Raw genomic sequence first — 23,803 nt, forward strand, 5'->3', positions numbered from 1 at the left:
AATAGTATTTTAAAATTATTTATTGTATTTTTTTGCCAAGAAGTCTTTTGCAACTTGTGGGAATAGTGCATAAGTTAATACATCTTCTTCAGTCCTTGCAAGATCTCCTACTTCAGCTTTATATTTATCAAGAGCTGGTTCTAGGTGATTTGCAGGTCTATCAGTAATAACTTCAGCATCGCCTATAATTGATTTTCTAAAAGCTTCATCAATTTCTACAGGGCTCTTTCCGTAAAGTCCCTTTAGATAATCCTTAATTTCATTAGGAACCATCTTGTATCTCTTGCCAGTCATAACATTAAAGGATGCTTGCGTTCCAACCATTTGACTCATTGGAGTAACAAGTGGTGGATAGCCCATGTCTCTTCTAACATTTGGTACTTCTGCAAGAACTTTATCAAATAAATGCTCTTGTTTTGCAGCAGAAAGTTGTGAATTTAGATTTGAAAGCATGCCACCTGGCACTTGATAAATAAGTCCCTTTGGATCAACTGTTAGCATTTTTACTCTCATAGTTCCATTATTTAAATATTTATTTTTTACTTCTTGGAAGTAAGGTGCAAGTTCACTTAAGATATCTAGATTTAAATCAACTTTATAGCCAGCTTCCTTTAAAATTATTGCAAGAGTTTCAGTAGGAGGTTGACTTGTTCCACCAGAAAATGGAGAAAGTGCTGTGTCTAAAATATCTGCGCCTTCTTCAACACCCTTTAAATATGTCATTGAACCGCAGCCAGTAGTTTCATGAGTGTGAAGTTCTATTGGAATGTCAATTGCCTTTCTAAGTGACCTCACTAAGTCTCTTGATACAGGTGGAGTTAAAATCCCTGCCATATCCTTTATAGCAACTGAATCTGCTCCCATCTTTTCTACTTCTTTTGCAAGATTTGTAAAATATTCTATTGTGTGAACTTCTGAAGTAGTATAGCAAATTGCAACTTGTGCTTCAGCTCCTGCTTTTTTTGTAGCTTTAAGTGATGTTTCGATGTTTCTTAAATCATTTAAGGCATCAAAAATTCTTATTATGTCTACTCCATTTTTAACAGAAAGTTCAACAAATTTTTCTACAACATCATCAGGATAATTTTTGTAGCCCAAAAGGTTTTGACCTCTCAAAAGCATTTGAGTCTTAGTATTTTTTAAGTGAGACTTAATATTTCTAATTCTTTCCCATGGATCTTCATTTAAATATCTAATACATGAGTCAAAGGTTGCACCGCCCCAACATTCAAGAGCCTTGTATCCAACTTTATCAAGTTTATCTAGTGCAGGCTCCATATCTTTATAAGTCATTCTTGTGGCCATAAGTGATTGATGTGCGTCACGAAGAATAGTATCTACAAATTCTATTTTTTTCATAAATCCTCCTAAAATTAACCGAAAGATATCTCTTTATTCCTAATTAAAGTATAACATAATTATTCAAAAATTTTTCATCAAAACAAGGCTTTCTTGACAAAAAATTCTTGTCGCTACATAAAAGTTTTCTCATTTTAATTTTTTTCTTTACAAAGAGCTTTATTTCTAGTATAATGCTATCGGCTTATAAATTATCGCGGCGAAAATTTATAGGAGTTTGATAAAAAATGGCAAAAATGATGGATCCAAAGTTCAAGCAATCAAGAAGACTTGGACTAAATGTATGCGGTCACCCAAAGGCAATGAAAAGAGCTACAAGAGGTACTGCAAGAAGCGATAAAAAACTTACTGAATATGGTAAGCAACTTTTAGAAAAACAAAGATTAAGAGCATACTACGGTGTACTTGAAAGACAATTTGTTAATCTATTTAAAGAAGCTCAAAGAGCAGCAGGACAAACAGGTCCTAACCTTGTAACATTCCTTGAAAGAAGACTTGACAGTTTATGTTACAGAATGGGCTTTGCATCTTCAATTAGACAAGCAAGACAAATGGTTACTCATGGCCACTTAACTGTAAATGGAAAGAAAGTTAATATTCCTTCTTACAGATGTGAAGCTGGTGATGTAATTGCATTATCTGCTAAAGGAAAGAAAGTTGATTTATTTAAAGAAAACTACAACACTAACATTGTTGTAAACTTCCCTTACATCTCTAAGGCTGAAGACTTTAAAGCAACTTTAATATCTCTACCAAATAGAGAAGATGTTCCAATAGAAATTGAAGACCAATTAATCGTAGAATTCTATTCTAAGAACATGTAATGACAAAAAAGACCCAGAGAGGGTCTTTTTTTCTTGTGTACTTTTTTTAAGAAAAATTCAAAAAAAAAAAAAAAAAAAAACGCCTGATTAAATCAGGCATTTTTTATACTCTTATAAATTATTTTATAAATTGACTAAAGAATATTATAACTATAACAATAGGTGAAATATACTTTATACTTACATTCATCCAAGTTCTTACAAATGGACTTTTTATATTTGCTGCTTCTAATAAATTTTCCATCTTCCAAGCTCTTGCTGAGAAAAGTGCAATTAATAGACAGCCTATTACTAGGATGTAATTACTTTCAACATTGTCAATAAAGGCAAAGGCTGGGTCATAGAAAATAGATAATGCTGCAATTGCAATTATTATTAGACTGGCAAGCATAAGAGCTTTAATTCTTTCTAATCTAAATCTTTCCATAAATTGACCAACAATTGCTTCTAATACTCCAACTGATGAAGTAAAAGCTGCAATGTAGAATCCAAAGTAAAATAAAACTGAAAGGATTCTTCCAAAAGGAACAACATTAAAGGCAAGTGGAAGAGTTAAAAATGTAAGTCCAACACCTTCTCCTGGTGTAAGTCCTGTTGCAAATACAATAGGAAGAATCATAAGTCCAGATAATATTCCTGCAAATACAAGGGCAAGACAAATTACTGATGAGTCTTTAAAAATATTTTCGTCCTTTTCTTTTATATAAGATCCAAAGACCATTGAACCAAGCATAGCAAGTCCAAGCGCAAAGAAAGCTTGACCTAGACAAGTAATAATAGAATTCATAGAAAATTTAGAAAAATCTGGTCTAAATAAAAATGTAATTCCATCCATTGCTCCAGGAAGTCTTAAACCAAAGACAATTATAATAACCATGATTACAAATAAAATAGGAATTAATATTTTTGAAACTCTTTCTATTCCCTTTTGAACTCCTAAAATAATTACTGCATCATTTAAGATAAAATTAATTAAAAAGAATAAAAACACAATTGGCTTATTGGCGTTGAAAGAATCAAAATAACTTTGTATACCCTCACTTGTTAGACCAATAAAATCTCCGCTAACTGCACCAGCTATATATTTTATTATCCAAGCATAAATAACAGAAGTATAACCAACAATAATAAGTGCCGCTAATGTGTGAAGATATCCTGCCAAATACCATTTTGTATTTGGTTTAAGTGTCTTATAGGCATCTATTGCTGCATTCCCAGTTGCATAACCAATTGTGACTTCACAAGTCATAAGAGGAATTCCTATTACTAAAATAATTAAAATATATAAAAATATAAAAATTGCTCCACCGTTTTCACCAACTACGTAAGGAAATCTCCACAAAGTTCCAATACCTAAGGCAAGGCCAATGGCAACCATAATAAATCCAAGGATTGATGAAAATCCTTCATTTTGTTTTGACATACGCTCCTCCTTTTTTATATACTAGAAATAGTATCACAAATTCAATGATTTTTAAATAGTTAAAAGTGCTAAAGTTTTGTTCATTACTAATTCTTTATAAAATCTTTTAATAAAAATTTTTTTCATCTAATAAATGGTATAATCTTTTTAGGTGATATTATGAAAAAAGACATTGAATATGTAAAACTTGTTACTTCAACTAATAAACTTCTATTTGACGAAATTTGTGCCTTCTTAGAGGACAATTCCATCCCATATTTTGTAAAAGACGAAGGTGATTATATGAGACTAATCTCTGGATTTTCTCTTTACGAAAAGGGCATTTATGTTTCTGAAGATGACTTTGATAAGGCAAACGAACTTTTAGTCTACTTTATGAATGATAACGAGGACACTGACGATTTAAATTTCGATTAATTTAATTATTTTAAAAAAATAAGCTGATGCATTTTTTGCATCAGCTTTTATCTTAATAAAAATTATTAATCTAAAAAGTCCACCAGATCTTTAAAAACTTTTTGATTATCTTTTTCCCTAAAAATTTCGTGTTTCATATTTTCATAAAGTTTAGACTCAATATTTTTATAGCCAACTTTATTTAAAGCATCAATAGAATTTTTAAATCCACTTTCTCCACCAATAACTACATCGTCCTTGCCAGCAATAAATAAAATATTAAGTTCAGGATTTTTACATTTAAAATTTTTTAAATTGTTAAGCTCCTTTACTCCTTCAAAGACAGTAAGATATCCTCTATTCTTAAAAACTTTTGGCATAAGGGGGTCTTTTTTCGCATCTTCAATGTTTTCTTTACTATAACTTAACCAGTCCCAATTTAATTTGTCGCCAGTGTATAATTTTTTTAGGATAAAAACTGTTCTCTTTTCTCCAAAATAAAAATTTATGAAATTTCCAAGAAAAATTGCAAGATTAACTTCTGGAATAAAGTTTGGTGGACCAGATAAAACTAACTTATCAATTAATTCATCAGCCTTTTCAAGATAAATTCTTCCAAAAACTGTGCCAAGGGAGTGACCCAGTAAATAAATTTTTTTATCTGGAAACTTTTCTTTAATAGCCCTTGTAATTGCAATGTTGTCATCAACAACTTTTTCAACTCCATCAATGTAGCCAAAGGAATATTTCTCACTAAGAGAATCCCCATGACCCCTATTATCTGAAATAAAGACGCTGTAATTATTTTCATTTAAGTATTTAATTAAAGGAAAATACCTTTCCTTGTGCTCCAAGGCACCGTGAATAATTTGAACAAGAGCCTTTGGATTATCAACAGGGAAAAACCCTGCATCAAGGATAAAATCATCATAGGATTTAACTTTTAATCTCTTACAATTTGAAAGATGATAAAAATCTTTAAAATTTCCAAAGTTTTCAGAATCTTCTATCTTAGATAAATCATCACAATCATTAAAAATAAAATCACATTTTAAATCTATGCCTTCATTTTGCCTTAAATTATTTGATTTTTTATAGTATAATTGTGGAATTATCAAAATAATAATAAGTAAAATAATAAAATAAACCATTTAACACCTCAGTCTAATTATAGCAAAAGTAAAATAAAATCCTTCCCTTGAAAGAAAAAGAATAACCAGTGGGTCCTTCTCTTCTAATTTATTTTATATAAATAGTAACTGTCCTCGCCTCATTATCCCATTCAATGTCATTGTCTTTTCCATCATCTTTGTTGCCATTATTAAGTCCAAAAACTTTTGCAACATTGACAAGGGACACAAAAATTCTGTCTTGAATATTTAAAGGCTTTGCTTCCATTTCAATTACTTCGCCACTTGAAAGTATAATTTTATTGTTGTCGATTTGAATTGAGGCAGTTTGTCCAGATCTTTTAAAGAAAGCTGTTCTTGTGTCCTTATTCCAAATAACTTTTGCGCCAAGAACTTCTGCCACTTTTCTTAATGGAAGCATTGTCCTGCCATTATTAATTATAGGAGCTATGTCCATATTTATCTTCCTTGAAAGTCCATCTTTTATAATTTCGTAATAAAAGTCATTAATGTGAAATACATAGGAAGTATTTTCATAAGCTTTCTTTTCTTCCTTAACTTTTTCTGGAAGACTTACAAATACTTTAAAAGTATCTCTTTCGCCATCACTATTGTTTAAGTCTGGAAAATAATTGTAATAATCTGGATAATATTTGTCCCAATTCTCTTTCTTGTCTTTATTTTCTTTATTGCCTTTGCCATCATCATCCTTATCTTTTTCGCTATTTTCTTTTGGATCTTCTGTCAAATAATTTGCTAGCTTCAAAATATTTTTGGAATCATCCTCGTAAATAAGAGTAAAATTTCCCTCTTGGTCTACTATTACATCCTTAGCCTTAGGATTTGCTAACTTAAATTTTCTTGCAATTTCATCAATTTCTGCTTGGCTAAGCTTATTTTTATCCACAACTTTTAAATCTTTAGGAATTATTGGAGGATTCTTTTCAGAATCAGACTTTACTGGAATAATTTCTTTAACTCTTAGCTTAACTTCTACTTCCTTACTTGAGCTGTCCTTAAAAGTCAAAGTAAGTCTTGCAGTTTTTTCTCCCACTTCACTTGTGTCAGCATTTTCTTTTATATCAACCTTAACTTCTCGAGGAAGATTTCTAATTCCTTCCTTTAATTTTTCCACTGTCAAAACTTCATTTTTATTTACTTCAAGAGTTTTAGTCTCTTCCCTATAAGTTTCAGCTTGTGATTTTAAAACTTCAACTGGCACTATAACTATTCTTGATGAGCCGTCTTTAAAGGTAACTTTTACTTTTCCAGAGTATTCTCCTGGTTTTCTTGTATCAATTTTTGGATCTGTAATATCTTCAACAACTGAACCTTCTGGCAAATTTTTAATATTATCGCTTAAATCAATCTTGCCACTATAAGCAAGCTCTTCCTTTATAATATCAGCGGATTTTATTTTTGGAATAGGTCTTATTATTCCTGCGTCAATTACTTCTTTAACTCTTATATTAACTTCTACTTCCTTACTTGAGCTGTCCTTAAAAGTCAAAGTAAGTCTTGCAGTTTTTTCTCCCACTTCACTTGTGTCGGCATTTTCTTTTATATCAACCTTAACTTCTCGAGGAAGATTTCTAATCCCTTCCTTTAATTTTTCAACTGTCAAAACTTCATTTTTATTTACTTCAAGAGTTTTAGTCTCTTCCCTATAAGTTTCAGCTTGTGATTTTAAAACTTCAACTGGCACTATAACTATTCTTGATGAGCCGTCTTTAAAGGTAACTTTTACTTTTCCAGAGTATTCTCCTGGCTTTTTTGTATCAATTTTTGGATCTGTAATATCTTCAACAACTGAACCTTCTGGCAAATTTTTAATATTATCGCTTAAATAAACCTTACCACTATAAGCAAGCTCTTCCTTTATAATATCAGCGGATTTTATTTCTGGAATAGGTCTTATTATTCCTCCATCAATTACTTCTTTAACTCTTATATTAACTTCTACTTCCTTACTTGAGCTGTCCTTAAAAGTCAAAGTAAGCCTTGCAGTTTTTTCTCCCACTTCACTTGTGTCAGCATTTTCTTTTATATCAACCTTAACTTCTCGAGGAAGATTTCTAATCCCTTCTTTTAATTTTTCAACTGTCAAAACTTCATTTTTATTTACTTCAAGAGTTTTAGTCTCTTCCCTATAAGTTTCAGCTTGTGATTTTAAAACTTCAACTGGCACTATAACTATTCTTGATGAGCCGTCTTTAAAGGTAACTTTTACTTTTCCAGAGTATTCTCCTGGCTTTTTTGTATCAATTTTTGGATCTGTAATATCTTCAACAACTGAACCTTCTGGCAAATTTTTAATATTATTGCTTAAATCAATCTTGCCACTATAAGCAAGCTCTTCCTTTACAATATCATCAGATTCTATTTCTGGAATAGGTCTTATTATTCCTCCATCAATAAAGACATTTAATTTTACTTCTATTTCTTCTTTTGAACCGTCTTCATAATTTACTATAATCTCAATGTCTTTTTTTCCTGGAAGGCTTGTATCAATATTTTCTTTAAAAGAATAATTTGTTCCTTTTGGAAGATCATTTTTATTTAAAATTCCCTCCTTGGCATCTGCTTTTTCTCCAACTTTTACTTTTATTTCTTGTCCTATTGCTTTATAAGTTTCAGCTTGTGATTTTAAAACTGTAAGCTTAACACTGGTCTTTGATATTGACTCGTCAGGGTACTTTACTTCAATTTTAATATTGTATTCACCAGATTTTTTACCATCTGGTAAAGTTTGTCCTTTTTCTAAAGAAATAATTGGCTTTGCATCTGAATCCTTTGGATAGTTTGTAGTGATACAATTTATAATTTCATCTTCTTTTATCTCGGATCCATAATTTTCTTCTAAATCTAAAGCATTTATCGTATATTTCTCGCTGTCATTCTCTACTCTTGCTACAAAAGTCATATCCTTATTTACAGTAATATCTCTTATATCATCAATCTTTTTACCATCACAATACCAGTGAAGATTGCTGGATTTATTAAAAGTTGGCAATTTATATTTATATAAAGGATTATTATTTTCGATTACACTTATTTTTGATTCTTTAAATACTATATAGCTTCCATAACTAAATACTTTATCCTTATTTCCTTTGCCTTTAACTAAGTTTACAACACAAATATCCTCTGGAAAATTTCTTTGATTAAATGAATTTCCTAAAATTTTTTCTCCATTTATTATTAACTTTGCAAAATAATTATCTAAATCAAAATTCTCAAAATGAAGTATTTGATAATCATCTGTAAGTTTTATATCTGCCTTAGGTTCTCTATACCAGTAGCAGAACATTGCATCTTTAGCCAAATTAATATTAGGCTTAAATTTTCCAAAACTTCTATCTTTAATATCATTTCTTATATAAAAAACCACATCTTTTAAATTATAGGGATTTGTTATAAAATATCTTTTTTGAAATTCAGTAGGATTAAATGTAGTTCCTTTGGAATTTGAATGTTTAAAAGTACAATGCTTATAATTAGAAGTATATAAGGTATATCCATCTGCATCTCTTCTAGGAACAGCATGATCAGCTGACGTATATACATATGGCAAAGATTGAAAGTAAGCCTTAAAAACTATTGGATTTTCCATATCATATCTAGTTCTAGTACTTACTTCAAATTTTCCTAATTCTTTACCTCCTAAAAAGTCAGGATCAAATACATCAATAAATATTTTATTATTTGTCCAGCCAAGAAATTTATGCTCCTCACTATTTATATCTTTATTTTCAACCCATAATTTAAGAAAAATTTTTTTACCATTTTCTCTATAATTTATTAAATCTGACCATTTTGCAGACTTTAAGGCATAAAAAGCTTTAGCCTTAGTAGTTTCTCCATTGTAAACTTCATCTCTTAAAGCTACTTCTTCATTATTTTCATTTTTAATAGTTCCATAATTTTTAACATTATTAATTAAATTCGTTTCTGGTACAAAAAGTATTTTTACATATTTATCTTTTGCACTATCTTCTGGAACTTTTTCAGTAACTATTGGCAGATCTTCTTGTGTCGAGTTTTCATCATTTCCATTAATCTCCGATCCGAGGGCAAAAACTGGATTAAAACTTGTCAAAAATAAAGTTACAACTAAAAATAATGAAAACATTTTCTTTTTCATTGTGTCCTCCTAGTTCATTTAAAAGATATTCTCTTCTAAATTCTCATAAAATAAATTTAAAACATATTCCTAAAAGAATTTTCTATAATTAATTATAGCAATATTCTTTTTTCACTTCTATAAGATAGAAAATAAAAAAATAAAAGTTTGCAAAAAAATAAAAACCCGGGTTAAACCCCGAGTTTTAATTTAATAATTCTTTGGCTATAAGATTAACTTGTTTGCCATCTGCTTTGCCCTTGATTAAAGGCATTACATTTTTCATTAATTTTCCAATATCCTTCATTGATGTTATTTCATTTTCGTCAATTACTTTTTTTATAATTTCTTTTAATTCTTCATCTGATAATTGCTCAGGTAAGTATTTAAGTAGTATTTCGATTTCATCATTAGTTTGTTTAACTAAATCTTCTCTATTACCCTTCTTGAATTCATCAATTGACGATTTTTTTTCTTTAAGCTGTTTTGAAATGATATCTAAAATATCAGAATCATCAAGCTCTACTCGTTCATCTACTTCTTTTTGTTTAATAGCTGCACGAACCATGGTGATAACATCTTTTCGAAGTTTATCTTTACTTTTCATAGCTTCTTTTAAGTCAGCCATGAGTCTCTCTTTTAGAGACATAAGAACACCCTCTTTAATATCTGTGTTTTTTTCTGCGTGCCTCTTCGGATTTTTTCTTCCTTCTAACACTTGGTTTTTCGTAGTGTTCTCTTTTTCTTACTTCTTTGAGAACTCCACTAGTGGCACATTGTCTTTTGAATCTTTTTAGAGCATTGTCTAAAGATTCATTTTCACCAACCCTGATTTCGGACATTTTTTAACCTCCTCTCGTAGAAAAGAGTAGCCTTGCGGCCAATGTAGGTTTATTATACTCTATAAATCCCAAAACTTCAATAATATTTTTGCTTTTTAAAATTTTTATCTTTACAAATTCTTTTTAACTAAGATAAATTTCTCCTTTAAGTGAACTTATTAGGGCTAGTTTTATCTATTTTTAATTCTCTCACAGACTATTTTTTAAAAAAATTTTCTGAATTCAAAAGTTTTTTTGCGTCTCTTCTTCCCATTTCATAAAGATTTTCTAGTTGATCATGGTCTTGTGTAAGAGTTTTTAAATTTCCTATATTGCTTGGTGCAAGAATTATGACCTTATTTTCCCTTTCAAGCTCCATGGCTTCTCTCAAGCTTTCGTTGTAGACGAGAGATCTTTTTGCAAAGGCCTTGGCTGCCTTTGGATAAGTTCTCCTCAAAAGTCTTACATATTTTTTGTCCCTTCTTGCTTCTCTAAAATAATCTCTTGGCCTTGTAAGAACTATTACAACTTTATCACAGCCTGCTTGAAAGGCTCTTTTAAAAGGAATAGGATCACTTAAACCTCCATCAAAATAAGGAACACCTTTTACTTTATAGGGCTGGCACAAAACTGGCACACAACAAGAAGCCTTTATTGGGTCATAATTATCTATTACAAGATCTGATTTATTAAAATATTTTGCCTTGCCCGTCCTTGCATCTGTTGCCACAATTTCAAATTCCATAGGATTATTTTTCATTGTCTTATAGTCAAGAGGGTATTCGCCCTTAGATGAACTTAAATCAGAATAAATATAATCTAGGTCAATATATGAACCAGTCTTTAAATAATTTTTAAAGCTCATGTATTCACTTCTAAAGGCATATTTGTTGTAGAAGACAAAATTTCTCCTGGGCTGCTTTGCCAAAAAAGAAGCGCCATTTGCAGCTCCTGCTGAAACTCCAATAAAGTAGTCCCCACTAATATTTTCTTCCATCAAGTAATCAAAAACTCCTGCGCCATAAATGCCACGAGTGCCACCGCCAACATCTACAAATCCTAATTTCATAAGTCATCTTCCTTCTCTATATATAAATCCTATTATTATCCACCTTGATTATAGTATATAAAAAATTTTTAAAATTTCCTATGGACAAAAATGTCAAAGTGTTTACCTTTCATTTAATCTCCTTGCAAACTTTTAAAATAAAAGATAAATATTTTTCCAAAAAATTCGAAAAAAAATGCTACAAGAAAACTCGTAGCATTAAAATTCATATTTACTTTTATCAACCTGGTGGCCAATTCAGACTTCTTCCACCAAGAACATGGAAATGAAGGTGATCAACACTTTGTCCTCCATCTTCTTTGCAATTATTAACAATTCTGTAGCCCTTAGTAAGTCCTGCCTCAGCACAAAGTTTTTTTGCAACTAAAAATACATGGCCAATTAATTCCTTATGACCTTCATCAAGGTCATCTGCAGATGCAATATGTTCCTTTGGCACAATTAAAAAATGTGTTGGTGCTTGTGGATCTATGTCCTTAAAGGCATAGACAAGTTCGTCTTCATAAATTTTCTCTGAAGGGATTTCTCCACTAATTATTTTACAAAATAAACAGTCCATTCCTACCTCCTTTTTGCTTCAACTTCTTTGCATAAATCATTCCACTGACAAGCTCTACAAATTTCTTCTCGCCTGTCTTTACTAAATATTATATCACAAGATAAAGTCCTAAGGTCCTCCCAAAAATATTTTTCATCTGCTCTTAAATTTAAGATTTTTAAAACTTTCTCGTCGTAAGCCTTTACTTTTTCCTCACTCTCACAGACTTTACCAAGATTTTCTGGACAATATTTGCATACATCATCTAGATCTTTTATAAACATAACTTCAGGATTTTCTCTAAGTTTTTTTATAACTTCAGTCATATTTTTTGAAAAGTCATCATTATAGCCCTCGCCCACAAAATTTTCTGTGCACAAGAGATGGTGTGCTCTTATTTTTAACATTTAATCACCAATAATTTCACAGTTTGCAATTTCGCCTGTATCTAAAATTTTTACCTCTTTTATTTTATTTTTTAGGTCAATCTCACTTTTTGCCTTAACTCTAATGTAATTTGTTGTGTAGCCGTAATACTCGCCCTCATGATCTTCTTCAAATAAAACTGATTGAGGATATTTCATATTTTCTCTCTCGAAAATTTCTTGATATTCTTCTCCAAGGGCAATTAATTTTTCTGATCTTTCTTTTTTCACATTTCCGTCAATTTGATTTTTCATGAGGGCTGCCTTAGTATTTTTTCTCTTGGAATACTTAAAGACATGAATTCTTGAAAAGCCAACTTCTTTTACAATGTTCATAGAATCAGCAAAGTCCTCTTCACTTTCGCCAGGAAAGCCAACAATAATATCTGTCGTAAGACCTGCGTGAGGCATATACTTTCTTATAATATTTGCCTTTTCAATGTATTCTTCGCGAGTGTATCTTCTATTCATTGCCTTTAAAATATTATTGGAGCCAGATTGTAGGGACAGGTGGAAGTGGTCGCAGAGCTTTCCAGTTTTCACTGCTCTCTCCATAAATTCATGAGTAATAATTATTGGCTCAACAGAAGATAATCTTATTCTCTCAATGCCATCAACTTCTGCAATACTTTCGATTAAATCAATTAATCTCATGTCACCTAAATCCATGCCAAAAGATCCAATGTGAATGCCTGTCAAGACAATTTCTTTAAAGCCACGGTCTGCAAGAGTTCTTGCCTCTCTCACTGAATCTTCAATAGTCCTTGACCTAATTGGTCCTCTGGCAAAGGGAATTATGCAGTAAGTGCAAAATCTGTTGCAACCATCTTGTACCTTCATGTAGGCACGAGTCCTGTTGTTGCTGTCAAAATTTGTCGTGTTGGCAAATTCTCGGACATTTTTTAAGTCCTTTACAATATTTATTTTTTCGTGAGACGCTTTTGACTCCTCAATTAAGTCTACAATTTTATTTCTTTCAGTTGTGCCAATTACAACATCCACACCCTCAATATTTTTAACTTCGTCGGGACTAACTTGTGAATAGCAACCTACAACTGCAACTACTGAATCTGGATTTTTTTTCTTTGATTTTCTAATAAACTGTCTTGATTTTCTATCTGATAAATTTGTAACTGTGCAAGTATTTACTATATATACATCGCTAAATTCATCATTATCAACTTCTCTATAGCCTCTCTTTTCAAAAATTTCGCTCATGGCTTCTGATTCGTATTGATTAACCTTGCAGCCAAGAGTTAAAATTGAAAAAGTTTTTTCCATTACTCACACTCCTTTGCGTGTATTATATAAAATGATGCAGTGATTGCTGCAGTCTCGGCGCGTAAAATTCTCCTGCCAAGACCAACTTTTTTTGCATCCCTTAAAATTTCAAGTTCTCTATTTGATATGCCGCCTTCAGGTCCAATTACAAGACCAATATTGTCACTTAGCATATTAATAATTTCTCCAAGCTGACTTTTATCTTCGTCTTCATAACAAAGGACTAAATCGCCCTTAAATTTTAAAATGTCATCAGTCTTTATTATGTCATGAACCAGAGGTATTATGTCCCTCTTAGATTGCTTTGCGGCAGACTCGACAATTTTTTGGTATCTTTCCTTTTTCTTGTCCTTTTTCTTTGAAATATCAGAAATTGTCCTATCCATTAAAACTGGATAAAAGTCGCTGACACCAATTTCTGTTGCGTGCCTCAAAACATCTTCTGACTTATTATTTTTTAGGACTCCAAAAAATAGGGATAGCCTAACCCTTGATTCGTTAGATTCTTCTACCTCTCCCATTTTTTTGAGCTTGTCGTCATAAAAAGCAAAGGAAAAAATTCCATCACGAAAGACAACTTGAAAGACTTCTCCATCTTCTATCCTAATTACATTTTTTAAGTGATGGATTGTCTCTTCCTTTAAATTTGTATTTCCCTTAAATTCTCTATCTTCAAAAAATCTATACATTTAATTTTCCCACAATAGCAAGCCAATTATTTTTTTCTATTTCGTCAATTATTTCAAAGCCATTCTCCATTAAGGCATCCATTACCATTTGTCTTCTCTCTTTTATAATTCCTGAAGTGATAAAAATTCCGCCAGGATCCATGTGATTTTTTAGATTTTTTATTTCATCAACGATTATTTCTGCAATGATGTTTGAAACAATTAAATCCGCTCTTCCCTTTACAACATCTAAGAGATTGCCCTTTTTAATTTCCATCTTGTCTTCTACATCATTTAATTTTGCATTTTCATGAGATGCATCAATACACTTTTCATCAATGTCAATGGCAAGAGCTCTTTTTGCACCAAGCTTTAAGGCAGCAATGGCAAGTATGCCTGAGCCGCATCCAATGTCAAAAATTTCGTCGCCCTCATTTACATATTTTTCTAAAAGTTCAAGGCACATATAAGTTGACTCGTGAGTTCCAGTACCAAAAGCCATACCTGGATTTATTTTTATAATTTTTCTATTTGAATTATATTCTTCCCATTCAGGGACAATGGCAAGGCTCTCTCCAATTTCTAGGGGCTTATAATATTTCTTCCAATTGTTAGCCCAATCCTCATCATCTTTTTCTTCTATTTTTGAATTTCCTAAAGACTTTTCTTCAAGTTCAGCCTTTAAATTTTTTGCATCATCTGTGTTTTCTGGATAAACTTTTATGGCAAAAATTTCTTTATCAGAATTTAAAAGAGGATAATCTATAAAGTCCCAGTCCTTTTCGTCTTGGTCCAGCTCATCCACTAAGTGACTGGAAACTTCTTCTGTTGTATAAATTCCGTAGTCAAAAAGAATTCCTTCAATTATATCTTTTTTTTCCTTTGAAGTGTTTATTGTCATTTCAATGTATTTCATCTAATCACCTGATTTCATTATATATTACCTGAAATCTTTATACAATTTAAAAAATGCGAATCCGTGATCCGCATTAGTCAAATAAATCTTTTAACTTGTCTAAAAATGATTTTTTATTTTCTTCAACTTCTGGCTCAGTCTCTCTCAATTCTTCCAAAAGTTTTTTCTGCTCATCAGAAACTTTTTTAGGAATAATTATGTCGACTTTAAAGAAGAGATCTCCCCTTTGATTTTCACGATTTACATAGGGAACTCCTTCGCCCTTTAGTCTAAAGACTGTGCCGCCTGTAGTGCCCTTAGGGATGTCATAGTCTACAAGTTTTTTTAGGGTTGGCACTTTTATCTTTGCGCCAAGAACTGCATCGGGATAGGAAATTGGAATGTTTAAATAAATGTCGTTGCCTTCTCTTTTAAATACTGCATCAGACCTAACTCTGATGTAGACAAATATGTCTCCATTTTCGCCACCATTTTCACCAACAGAACCTTGACCCTTTAGTGAAATAATATTTCCAGTGTCCACTCCCTTAGGAATATTTACTTTTAATTTTTTGCTCTTTAGGACAGCACCTCTGCCGCCACATTTTTTACATGGCTCATCAATTACTTCGCCAGTGCCATGACACTTGTCGCATGAAGAAGTTCTAACAAATCTGCCAAAAGGCGTGTTTTGTTCTGTCGTCACTTGACCGGATCCATGGCACTTGTCACATTCATGTTTTTCTGTTCCAGGTTCCATTTTGCTACCGTGACAATGGCTGCACTCTTCTTTTACCTTTACAGAAATTTCTTTTTCCACACCAAAAATTGCTTCAAAAAAATCAAGAGTTACATCAACTCTAGTGTCAGGTCCCTTCTTTGGCATGTCTTTTCTATTTGCATATTCATATCTATTTGATCTTGAGCCGCCAAAAATATCAAAGATGTCATCAAAAATATCTGAGAATCCTCCAAAGCCGCTGCCTCCGGCACCACCCATGTTGCCCTTAAGACCTTCTTCGCCATAGACATCATAAACTTGTCTCTTTTCATCGTCAGATAAGACTTCATAGGCATAGGAAATTTCTTTAAATTTTGCCTCTGCAACTTCATCTCCTGGATTTAAGTCTGGATGATACTTTTTCGCAAGCTTTTTATAAGATCTCTTTAATTCTTCTTTGGTTACATTTTTTTCAACTTCAAGAATTTCATAAAAATTTCTCATCTTCCACCTCAATAGTTTTATATTCTAATATAAAGTCTTGGAAAAATAAAGCTTATTTTGTAATTTCAAATTTTCTCTCAAAATTTTTGCAAGAAAAACAAAATAATTTTAAACATAAAAAAAGTTGCAGCCGAAACTGCAACAATTTTATTTAATTATTATTCTTCGTCATCATCAACAACTTCATAGTCAGCGTCAACTACATCGTCATCTTGTTTAGCATCAGTTGCGCCTGATTGATCAGCTTGACCAGCTTGACCTTGTTGTTTATAAATTTCTTCAGAAATTGCGTAGAAAGCTTGAGTTAATTCTTCAGTCTTAGACTTAATTGCTTCAAGATCTTCGCCGTCTTTCACATCCTTAAGAGCCTTAATTGCATCTTCAATCTTAGTCTTGTCTGCATCAGAAATTTTTCCTTCCACATCTTTTAATGTGTTTTCAGATTGATAAATAATTGAGTCAGCGTTGTTCTTTGCTTCAATTAAATCTTTCTTCTTAGCATCTTCTTGTGCATACATTTCAGCTTCTTTAACTTTCTTTTCAATTTCTTCTTCATTTAAGTTAGTAGAAGATGTAATTGTGATGTGTTGTTCCTTGCCTGTGCCAAGATCCTTAGCGCTTACATTTACAATACCGTTGGCATCAATATCAAATGTTACTTCAATTTGTGGCACTCCTCTTCTTGCTGGAGCAATTCCATCAAGTGTGAATCTGCCAAGAGTTACATTGTCCTTAGCCATTTGTCTTTCACCTTGAAGTACGTGAATTTCTACAGAAGTTTGGTTATCTGCTGCAGTTGTAAATACTTGTGACTTCTTAGTTGGAATAGTTGTATTTCTTTCGATAAGTCTTGTTGTAATGTTACCCATTGTTTCAATTCCTAGAGAAAGTGGTGTTACATCAAGTAGTAACAAGTCTTTTACATCGCCTGAAAGAACTCCACCTTGGATTGCTGCACCAAGAGCAACACATTCGTCTGGGTTGATGTCCTTTTGAGGTTGTTTGCCAGTTAATTTTTTAATACATTCTTGTACTGCTGGAATTCTTGTTGAACCACCAACTAGAAGAACTTTGTCAATATCACTTGCAGAAAGTCCTGCATCAGAAAGTGCATCCTTAACAGGTCCTTCAGTCATCTTTACAAGGTCAGCTGTAAGTTCATCAAATTTAGCACGAGTTAAGTCCATATTTAAGTGAAGTGGACCAGCTTGTGAAGCTGTGATAAATGGAAGGTTGATATTAGTTGACATTGTAGAAGAAAGTTCCTTCTTAGCTTTTTCAGCAGCTTCTTTAAGTCTTTGTAGACTCATCTTGTCAGCCTTTAAGTCAATGCCATTTTCCTTCTTAAATTCTTCAGCTATATAGTCAATAACTCTGTTATCAAAGTCATCTCCACCAAGTTTGTTGTTACCACGAGTTGCGTGTACTTCAAATACTCCATCAGAAAGTTCAAGGATTGATACGTCGAAAGTACCACCGCCAAGGTCATAAACCATAACCGTTTGAGCATCTTTATCCTTGTCTTCTCCATAAGCAAGAGCAGCTGCAGTTGGTTCGTTTACGATTCTCTTAACATCAAGTCCCGCAATTCTTCCTGCGTCTTTAGTTGCTTGTCTTTGAGCATCTGTAAAATATGCTGGAACAGTTATTACTGCTTCAGTAATTTTTTCTCCAAGATAAGATTCTGCATCAGATTTTAATTTTTGTAAAATCATAGCTGAAATATCTTGTGGTGTATAAGTTTTTGAATCTATTTTTACATTAAAGTCAGAACCCATGTGTCTCTTAATAGATGAAACAGTTCTATCAGGGTTTGTAATAGCTTGTCTCTTAGCAGTTTCTCCTACTAATCTTTCTCCATCTTTTGTAAAAGCTACAACAGAAGGTGTAGTTCTATTACCTTCGATGTTTGGAATTATTACAGCGTCTCCGCCTTCCATTACTGCTACTGCAGAGTTAGTTGTTCCTAAATCAATACCAATTATTTTTCCCATATAAATTTCCTCCTAAATAAATCACTTATTGTGAAACTTTGACCATTGCAGGTCTTAGCGTTTTATCATTAATTAAATAACCCTTTTGTAAAACTTCAATTACATAGCCACTGTCGTATTCATCAGAATCTTCAGTTAATACTGCGTGGTGATAAGTTGGGTCAAACTCTTCACCTAGTGCTTTCATCTCAACTATACCTTCCTTTTTTAGGACGTCAGTAAGTTGATTTTTTATCATCAATATTCCGTCATAAGTTGAGTCCTTTTCTCCAATAGAATCTAAGGCTCTTTCAAAATTGTCAAGGACAGGAAGTAAGTCATTTACAACTTTTTTAACTCCAAGCTCAACAAATTCAGTTTTTTGAGATTCAGTTCTTCTCTTGTAATTTGCAAAATCAGCTTGAAGTCTCATAAATTTATCCATTAAAGCTTGATACTTTTCATTATCAGATGATTCATCAATAACTTCTTCGGAATTTTCTGTAACTTCTTTTTCTAGATTTACGTCTTCTATATTTTCATTTTCTATATCTTTATTTTCATCTAAGTTTTCTTTTTTTATATCATCATTTGTCATGTACTCCCTCACATTTCTTTTAATCCTCTAGTAAGTGCGTCGCTAAAAGTTTTAACGACCTTAACCAATCTCGTATAATCAATCCTAACTGGTCCAATTAGTCCAATGCTTCCATAAATTCCAAAGTCTTTGGCAAAGGGTGCTCTTATAATTGTATTTTCTTTCATTAAATTTGCACTATTTTCTGAACCAATAATAACTTCCACATCTCCTGTGAAGTTATCATTTTTTAAGATTTGAAATAAACTGTCTCTGTCCTCAACTAAACTCATAAAATCTTTAGCCTTGTCAAGATCCCTATATTCGTCAAAATTCAAAATATTAGTGAGGCCGTCATAATAAATTTCAATGGATGAGACCTTTTTGTTAAACTTGCTTGCAATTTTTACAACATTAGAAATAAATTTTCCATGTCTAATCATATCATCGGAAAGAGAAATTTTAAGTGACTCAATTTTGTCAAAATCAATTCCCGACATCTTTTCATTTAAGACCTTCTCTATATAATAAAAATCTTCATCAGGAATATTTTCTATTTCTAAAAAATATCTCTCAATAACACCCTTGTCCCCTATTAGAACTAAGAGTGCAGTTTCTTCGTCGATTTTTACAAGAGTTAGTCTTTTTATCTTTGTGTCAGCCTTTTGCGGTGTAATAAGATATGCCGTGCAATTGCTGACACTGGCAAGTAAATTGACAGCATTTTTATAAAAGTCTTCAATATTTCTTGAAGTGTATAAAAGTCTGTCCTTGATTTTTTCTGAAGCATCTATATCGTGAAATTCTCTAAAACTTTTAAAAATTTCATCTACATAAAACCTATAAGCCTTGTCAGAAGGAATTCTTCCTGCTGATTGATGTGGCTTATTTAAAAAACCAAGATCTTCAAGATCTGCCATTTCATTTCTTATTGTAGCTGAACTAACTCCAAGGTCATAATCTTTGGAGAGAGTCCTTGAACCTACGGGAGTAGGCATATCAATGTACGCCTCAATTATGGCATTTAAAATATTTATTTTTCTTGCATCCATAATTTCCTCCTTTTGTTAGCACTCATTAATGTCGAGTGCTAATCTATTTATATAGTACCCTCTTCCAAGAACTTTGTCAAGGAAATTTCAAAATTTTTTTGAAAAATTCAAAATTTTTTTAAAATATTTATTTTTAAATTTTTTTTCAATTTTCCAATGAATATTAACTTAATACTTTTATCCTCATTACTAGAATAATTACTAATAAAATTTTTATAAATTTTTTACATATATAAATAATTTTTTTAACTTTTCTTTTTAAAAATTTTCACATTTACCTAGATAGACTATAGAAAATAAAAATTATATGTAGCCTATCTCTCAACTTTAAATTAAAAAAATTTTATTAAAATTTCTTTAAGCTCTATTACAAATTAAAATTATTCCATTCTTTTATATATTTATGTTAAAATTAGTAATTGGAGATGATTGCTTTGAAAAAAAATGAAACTATGTCTTTTATTATCACAATTGTAGCTGCAGTTTTAATTGCACTTTTTGTGAGAAATTTTATTTTTAATATAGCTGTTGTAAATGGAGAGTCAATGCACCCAACCTTAAATGAAAAGGACAAGTTGATTTGCCTTTCCTACAAGAGATTTACTGACATACCTCGCGGAGAAATTGTTGTAATCGATGCGCCAAATGACAACAGAAATTACATTAAAAGGCTTATAGGAAAGCCTGGCGACACTATTGAATTTAAAGATGGAAAAGTTATTTTAAATGGAAAAGTTTTAGAAGAGCCTTATACTTCAACTAATTACACAGAATCTGATGAAGAAAAATTTGTTTTAAAGGATGACCAGTACTTTGTCATGGGAGACAACAGACTTCCCGGCATGAGCGTTGACTCAAGGTACTTTGGACCAATAGAAAAGAAGAGAATAAAATCAGCTGCAGTTTATAGAATTTTACCTCTAAAGGATAGAGGAAAAATTGAAACTTTGATAAAATAAAAATCCCCTAGAACGGAGGTAAAAATTTGAGAAATCAAGATAATATAAGAAATTTTTCAATAATAGCACATATTGACCACGGCAAGTCTACTCTAGCCGATAGACTTATTGAGTCAACGGGTATGCTTACAAAAAGAGAAATGGAATCACAAGTTCTTGACTCCATGGAGCTTGAACGTGAGAGAGGAATTACAATTAAATTAAAAGCAATTAGACTCATCTACAAGGACGACAGAGATGGCAAGGAATATATTTTTAACTTAATTGACACTCCAGGTCATGTGGACTTCAATTATGAAGTTTCTCGTTCCCTTGCAGCTTGCGAGGGTGCTATTGTTGTTGTAGATGCTGCCCAAGGTGTTGAAGCACAAACTCTTGCCAATGTATATCTTGCTATTGACCAAGACCTTGAACTTGTTCCTGTAATAAATAAAATAGATCTTCCGAGTGCAAGACCAGATGAAATAAAAGAAGAGATAGAAGATATTATTGGCATAGACACTGAAGGCATTCCACTAATTTCTGCCAAGGAAGGCATAGGAATTGACGATGTTCTTCACGCAATTGTAGATAAGGTTCCTGCGCCTAATGGCGACCACGATGCACCACTTAAGGCCCTAATTTTCGACTCAATTTACGACTCTTATAGAGGAGTTATTTGTCATGTGAGAATTATTGATGGTTCAGTAAAACCTGGCGATGAAATCTTAATGATGGCAACGGGAAAAACTTTTGAAGTTGTTGAAGTTGGAGTAATCGCCAATGGTCACATAAATCTTGATTCTTTAAGCGCAGGCGAAGTTGGTTACATAACTGCTTCTATTAAAAATGTTAAAGACGCAAGAGTTGGCGACACTATTACTCACAAAAATAAAAGAACAAGTGAAGCAATGCCTGGCTATAAAAAAGTTGTACCAATGGTATTTTGTGGTGTTTACCCTGGCGAAGGCGAAGAATACAATAATGTTCGTGAAGCCCTAGAAAAATTACAGGTAAATGATGCTGCCCTTGACTTTGAAGCAGAAACTTCTGTTGCCCTAGGCTTTGGTTTTAGATGTGGATTCTTGGGACTTCTTCACATGGAAATTATCCAAGAAAGACTAGAGAGAGAATTTGATTTAAATATTGTTACAACTGCCCCATCTGTTATTTACCACGTAATGAAAAAAGATGGCGAGATGATTTCAATTCAAAATCCATCAAATCTTCCTGACCCAACAGAAATTGATTATATGGAAGAGCCAATTGTAAAGGCAGAAATTATGACTCCAACAGATTATGTTGGACAAGTTATGGAACTTTGCCAAAATAGGCGTGGCATCTTTAAGGATATGCAATACCTTGAAGAAACAAGAGCACTTATAACTTATCATATGCCTTTAAATGAAGTTATTTACGATTTCTTTGATGCCTTAAAATCAAAAACTCGTGGCTACGCATCCTACGATTATGAATTAATTGGCTATGAAAAATCTGATCTTGTTAAACTTGATATTTTAATCAACGAAGAACTTGTAGATGCCTTCTCGCTTATTGTTCACGAATCAAATTCTTACATTCGTGCCAGAAAAATTTGCGAAAAATTAAAGGATGTAATACCAAGGCACCAATTTGCAGTGCCAATTCAAGCTGCCATTGGAAATAAAATTATTGCCAGAGAAACAATTCGTGCCCTTAGAAAAGATGTGCTTGCAAAATGTTATGGCGGAGATATTACGAGAAAGAGAAAACTTCTTGAAAAACAAAAGGAAGGAAAGAAGAGAATGCGTACTGTGGGTAGCGTAGATATTCCACAAGATGCCTTCTTATCTGTATTAAAATACGATGAAGAAAAATAAAATTTCAATTTATATTCATATACCCTTTTGCGAGAGTAGATGTCACTATTGTGACTTCTGCTCTTCTCTTTTAAATAGAGAAAATGTTGAAAAATATTTTTCTTATTTAGAAAAAGAAATAAAATTAAATGAAAATTTTTTAAGTGAAAAAATTATTGACACAGTTTTTATTGGAGGTGGCACTCCATCATCTGTTGACGGAAAATTTATTGCAAGGATTTTAAAAATTTTAAGTGACTTTGAATTTTCTAAAGATCCAGAAATAACAATAGAGTCAAACCCTAATTCACTATCTATGGAAAAAGCTGAAAGCTATTTTTCTTCTGGCATTAATAGAATTTCCATAGGCGCCCAGTCATTTAACGATAAAATTTTAAAAAGAATTGGAAGAATTCACAAGTCAGAAGACATTTTTAGGGCTGTGGAAAACGCAAGAGCCGCTGGTTTTACAAATATAAATCTAGACCTAATGCTTGCCCTTCCCTCACAAAAATTTTCTGACATAGAAAAATCCTTTGTGGAGATAAAAAATTTAGATCTTCCCCATATCTCTTACTATTCACTTATTTTAGAAGAAGGAACAAGACTTTATGAAAATCATATAAAAAGTCCCCTAGACTTTCCTGATGAGTTAGAAGATAGAAAAATGTATCATTATGTAGTAAATGGTCTTGAAAAAATTGGCCTCCATCAATATGAAATATCAAATTTTTCTAAAATTGGCTTTGAATGTCGCCACAATATGACCTATTGGAAGTTAAGAGATTATATTTCCTTTGGACTCTCTGCATCATCTAATATAAAAAGTTTGCGTTACAGAAATTTTTCAGATTTTAAAAATTATTATGAGGCTCTTGATAAAAATGAAAAGCCAATAGAATTTTCTGAAAACTTGAGTAAAAATGACAGAATGAATGAATTTATAATGATGGGACTAAGGCTAAATTCTGGCATTGATTTAGGAGAATTTAATAAGAAATTAGAAGAAGATTTTGTAAGCCTTTATAAAAGAGAAATAGAAAAAAATATTAAACTTGGCTTAATTGAAGTTAAGGGAAATAAAATTAAACTTACAGAAAAGGGCAGAGACCTATCAAACCAAGTAGAGCTTGATTTTTTCCGTTAATTGAAATAATACAAAAGCAAAAAAATAAGAGGTAGAAAATTAACTACCTCTTTCTTTTTATTATAAAAAATAAAAAGAGAAACTTTCCCGGGAAAATTTCT

21 protein-coding genes are annotated in these 23,803 nt (G+C 31.9%); 5 read left to right on the forward strand and 16 right to left on the reverse strand.

The genetic code is table 11. The features are described from left to right. Positions 1-15 precede the first annotated feature (15 nt). Entirely contained in the window at positions 16-1,359 is a 1,344-nt protein-coding gene (locus JOD41_RS01640) for an oxaloacetate decarboxylase subunit alpha (RefSeq protein ID WP_205051309.1), read from the reverse strand. A gap of 227 nt (positions 1,360-1,586) precedes the next feature. Here JOD41_RS01640 and rpsD point away from each other — a divergent pair, with 227 nt between their 5' ends. Beyond that, positions 1,587-2,183 carry a 30S ribosomal protein S4 gene (gene rpsD / locus JOD41_RS01645; RefSeq protein ID WP_205051310.1) on the forward strand — a complete coding sequence of 199 codons (597 nt, stop codon included), beginning with the start codon at positions 1,587-1,589 and terminating at the stop codon, positions 2,181-2,183. Positions 2,184-2,301: 118 nt separating this feature from the next. Here rpsD and JOD41_RS01650 read toward each other — a convergent pair whose 3' ends face one another. Beyond that, the gene (locus tag JOD41_RS01650; protein ID WP_205051311.1) at positions 2,302-3,606 is read right to left on the reverse strand and encodes a sodium-dependent transporter; all 1,305 of its coding nucleotides are present in this window, start codon (positions 3,604-3,606) and stop codon (positions 2,302-2,304) included. Between the two features lie 159 nt (positions 3,607-3,765). On the opposite strand from JOD41_RS01650, the gene JOD41_RS01655 reads away from it, so the two are divergent. After that, on the forward strand, positions 3,766-4,023 hold the full coding sequence (locus JOD41_RS01655; RefSeq protein WP_205051312.1) for a putative signal transducing protein: 258 nt from the start codon (positions 3,766-3,768) through the stop codon (positions 4,021-4,023). A 65-nt stretch (positions 4,024-4,088) separates the two neighbouring features. On the opposite strand, the gene JOD41_RS01660 is transcribed toward JOD41_RS01655, so the two are convergent. From JOD41_RS01660 to hrcA, 14 genes are all read right to left on the reverse strand, one after another. Then, a complete protein-coding gene (locus JOD41_RS01660) occupies positions 4,089-5,153 on the reverse strand; it encodes an alpha/beta fold hydrolase (RefSeq protein WP_205051313.1) in 1,065 nt (354 codons plus the stop codon). A gap of 88 nt (positions 5,154-5,241) precedes the next feature. Next, positions 5,242-9,276 (reverse strand): Rib/alpha-like domain-containing protein, encoded by a 4,035-nt coding sequence (locus JOD41_RS01665; protein ID WP_205051314.1) that lies wholly within the window; start codon positions 9,274-9,276, stop codon positions 5,242-5,244. 184 nt (positions 9,277-9,460) lie between these two features. Continuing rightward, positions 9,461-9,904: a GatB/YqeY domain-containing protein gene (locus JOD41_RS01670; RefSeq protein ID WP_205051315.1), complete on the reverse strand. Its 444-nt coding sequence runs from the start codon at positions 9,902-9,904 to the stop codon at positions 9,461-9,463. Between the two features lie 13 nt (positions 9,905-9,917). After that, a complete protein-coding gene (rpsU, locus tag JOD41_RS01675; RefSeq protein ID WP_005957648.1) occupies positions 9,918-10,097 on the reverse strand; it encodes a 30S ribosomal protein S21 in 180 nt (59 codons plus the stop codon). A gap of 196 nt (positions 10,098-10,293) precedes the next feature. Further along, positions 10,294-11,145, reverse strand: a complete 852-nt coding sequence (locus tag JOD41_RS01680) for a patatin-like phospholipase family protein (RefSeq protein WP_205051316.1) — start codon at positions 11,143-11,145, stop codon at positions 10,294-10,296. 220 nt (positions 11,146-11,365) lie between these two features. Continuing rightward, positions 11,366-11,704, reverse strand: coding sequence for a histidine triad nucleotide-binding protein (locus tag JOD41_RS01685; RefSeq protein ID WP_205051317.1), 339 nt, complete (start codon positions 11,702-11,704; stop codon positions 11,366-11,368). A gap of 2 nt (positions 11,705-11,706) precedes the next feature. Further along, the gene (locus JOD41_RS01690) at positions 11,707-12,090 is read right to left on the reverse strand and encodes a DUF1284 domain-containing protein (protein WP_205051318.1); all 384 of its coding nucleotides are present in this window, start codon (positions 12,088-12,090) and stop codon (positions 11,707-11,709) included. Beyond that, positions 12,091-13,389: a tRNA (N(6)-L-threonylcarbamoyladenosine(37)-C(2))-methylthiotransferase MtaB gene (gene mtaB, locus JOD41_RS01695; protein WP_205051319.1), complete on the reverse strand. Its 1,299-nt coding sequence runs from the start codon at positions 13,387-13,389 to the stop codon at positions 12,091-12,093. Then, the gene (locus JOD41_RS01700) at positions 13,389-14,078 is read right to left on the reverse strand and encodes an RsmE family RNA methyltransferase (protein ID WP_205051320.1); all 690 of its coding nucleotides are present in this window, start codon (positions 14,076-14,078) and stop codon (positions 13,389-13,391) included. The genes mtaB and JOD41_RS01700 overlap by 1 nt, the downstream gene beginning before the upstream one ends. After that, positions 14,071-14,973 (reverse strand): 50S ribosomal protein L11 methyltransferase, encoded by a 903-nt coding sequence (gene prmA / locus JOD41_RS01705; RefSeq protein ID WP_205051321.1) that lies wholly within the window; start codon positions 14,971-14,973, stop codon positions 14,071-14,073. Before prmA ends, JOD41_RS01700 begins: the two co-directional genes overlap by 8 nt. 73 nt (positions 14,974-15,046) lie before the next feature. Beyond that, positions 15,047-16,177 carry a molecular chaperone DnaJ gene (gene dnaJ / locus JOD41_RS01710; RefSeq protein ID WP_205051322.1) on the reverse strand — a complete coding sequence of 377 codons (1,131 nt, stop codon included), beginning with the start codon at positions 16,175-16,177 and terminating at the stop codon, positions 15,047-15,049. Between the two features lie 158 nt (positions 16,178-16,335). After that, positions 16,336-18,171: a molecular chaperone DnaK gene (gene dnaK / locus JOD41_RS01715; protein ID WP_205051323.1), complete on the reverse strand. Its 1,836-nt coding sequence runs from the start codon at positions 18,169-18,171 to the stop codon at positions 16,336-16,338. Positions 18,172-18,196: 25 nt separating this feature from the next. Then, the gene (gene grpE, locus JOD41_RS01720; RefSeq protein ID WP_205051324.1) at positions 18,197-18,748 is read right to left on the reverse strand and encodes a nucleotide exchange factor GrpE; all 552 of its coding nucleotides are present in this window, start codon (positions 18,746-18,748) and stop codon (positions 18,197-18,199) included. An 8-nt stretch (positions 18,749-18,756) separates the two neighbouring features. Continuing rightward, entirely contained in the window at positions 18,757-19,779 is a 1,023-nt protein-coding gene (hrcA, locus tag JOD41_RS01725) for a heat-inducible transcriptional repressor HrcA (RefSeq protein ID WP_205051325.1), read from the reverse strand. 434 nt (positions 19,780-20,213) lie between these two features. Between hrcA and lepB the strand changes: the two genes are divergently transcribed. From lepB to hemW, 3 genes are read left to right on the forward strand one after another with little or no spacing between them, the layout of a single operon-like run. Next, a complete protein-coding gene (lepB, locus tag JOD41_RS01730; protein ID WP_205051326.1) occupies positions 20,214-20,738 on the forward strand; it encodes a signal peptidase I in 525 nt (174 codons plus the stop codon). 26 nt (positions 20,739-20,764) lie between these two features. Further along, a complete protein-coding gene (lepA, locus tag JOD41_RS01735) occupies positions 20,765-22,576 on the forward strand; it encodes a translation elongation factor 4 (RefSeq protein ID WP_205051327.1) in 1,812 nt (603 codons plus the stop codon). Next, positions 22,563-23,702 (forward strand): radical SAM family heme chaperone HemW, encoded by a 1,140-nt coding sequence (gene hemW / locus JOD41_RS01740; protein WP_205051328.1) that lies wholly within the window; start codon positions 22,563-22,565, stop codon positions 23,700-23,702. The genes lepA and hemW overlap by 14 nt, the downstream gene beginning before the upstream one ends. The last annotated feature ends 101 nt before the right edge of the window (positions 23,703-23,803 follow it).

Source organism: Peptoniphilus gorbachii (assembly GCF_016908115.1).
Classification (GTDB): Bacteria; Bacillota; Clostridia; order Tissierellales; family Peptoniphilaceae; genus Peptoniphilus_A; species Peptoniphilus_A gorbachii.

Coding starts and splice junctions, on each gene's coding strand:
- JOD41_RS01680 (WP_205051316.1), bottom strand. CDS start 11,145: ATGAAATTAGGATTTGTAGATGTTGGCGGTGGCACTCGTGGCATTTAT.
- dnaK (WP_205051323.1), bottom strand. CDS start 18,171: ATGGGAAAAATAATTGGTATTGATTTAGGAACAACTAACTCTGCAGTA.
- hemW (WP_205051328.1), top strand. CDS start 22,563: ATGAAGAAAAATAAAATTTCAATTTATATTCATATACCCTTTTGCGAG.
- grpE (WP_205051324.1), bottom strand. CDS start 18,748: ATGACAAATGATGATATAAAAAAAGAAAACTTAGATGAAAATAAAGAT.
- JOD41_RS01690 (WP_205051318.1), bottom strand. CDS start 12,090: ATGTTAAAAATAAGAGCACACCATCTCTTGTGCACAGAAAATTTTGTG.
- JOD41_RS01640 (WP_205051309.1), bottom strand. CDS start 1,359: ATGAAAAAAATAGAATTTGTAGATACTATTCTTCGTGACGCACATCAA.
- JOD41_RS01650 (WP_205051311.1), bottom strand. CDS start 3,606: ATGTCAAAACAAAATGAAGGATTTTCATCAATCCTTGGATTTATTATG.
- prmA (WP_205051321.1), bottom strand. CDS start 14,973: ATGAAATACATTGAAATGACAATAAACACTTCAAAGGAAAAAAAAGAT.
- dnaJ (WP_205051322.1), bottom strand. CDS start 16,177: ATGAGAAATTTTTATGAAATTCTTGAAGTTGAAAAAAATGTAACCAAA.
- hrcA (WP_205051325.1), bottom strand. CDS start 19,779: ATGGATGCAAGAAAAATAAATATTTTAAATGCCATAATTGAGGCGTAC.
- JOD41_RS01670 (WP_205051315.1), bottom strand. CDS start 9,904: ATGTCTCTAAAAGAGAGACTCATGGCTGACTTAAAAGAAGCTATGAAA.
- JOD41_RS01660 (WP_205051313.1), bottom strand. CDS start 5,153: ATGGTTTATTTTATTATTTTACTTATTATTATTTTGATAATTCCACAA.
- rpsD (WP_205051310.1), top strand. CDS start 1,587: ATGGCAAAAATGATGGATCCAAAGTTCAAGCAATCAAGAAGACTTGGA.
- JOD41_RS01665 (WP_205051314.1), bottom strand. CDS start 9,276: ATGAAAAAGAAAATGTTTTCATTATTTTTAGTTGTAACTTTATTTTTG.
- rpsU (WP_005957648.1), bottom strand. CDS start 10,097: ATGTCCGAAATCAGGGTTGGTGAAAATGAATCTTTAGACAATGCTCTA.
- JOD41_RS01685 (WP_205051317.1), bottom strand. CDS start 11,704: ATGGACTGTTTATTTTGTAAAATAATTAGTGGAGAAATCCCTTCAGAG.
- mtaB (WP_205051319.1), bottom strand. CDS start 13,389: ATGGAAAAAACTTTTTCAATTTTAACTCTTGGCTGCAAGGTTAATCAA.
- JOD41_RS01700 (WP_205051320.1), bottom strand. CDS start 14,078: ATGTATAGATTTTTTGAAGATAGAGAATTTAAGGGAAATACAAATTTA.
- JOD41_RS01655 (WP_205051312.1), top strand. CDS start 3,766: ATGAAAAAAGACATTGAATATGTAAAACTTGTTACTTCAACTAATAAA.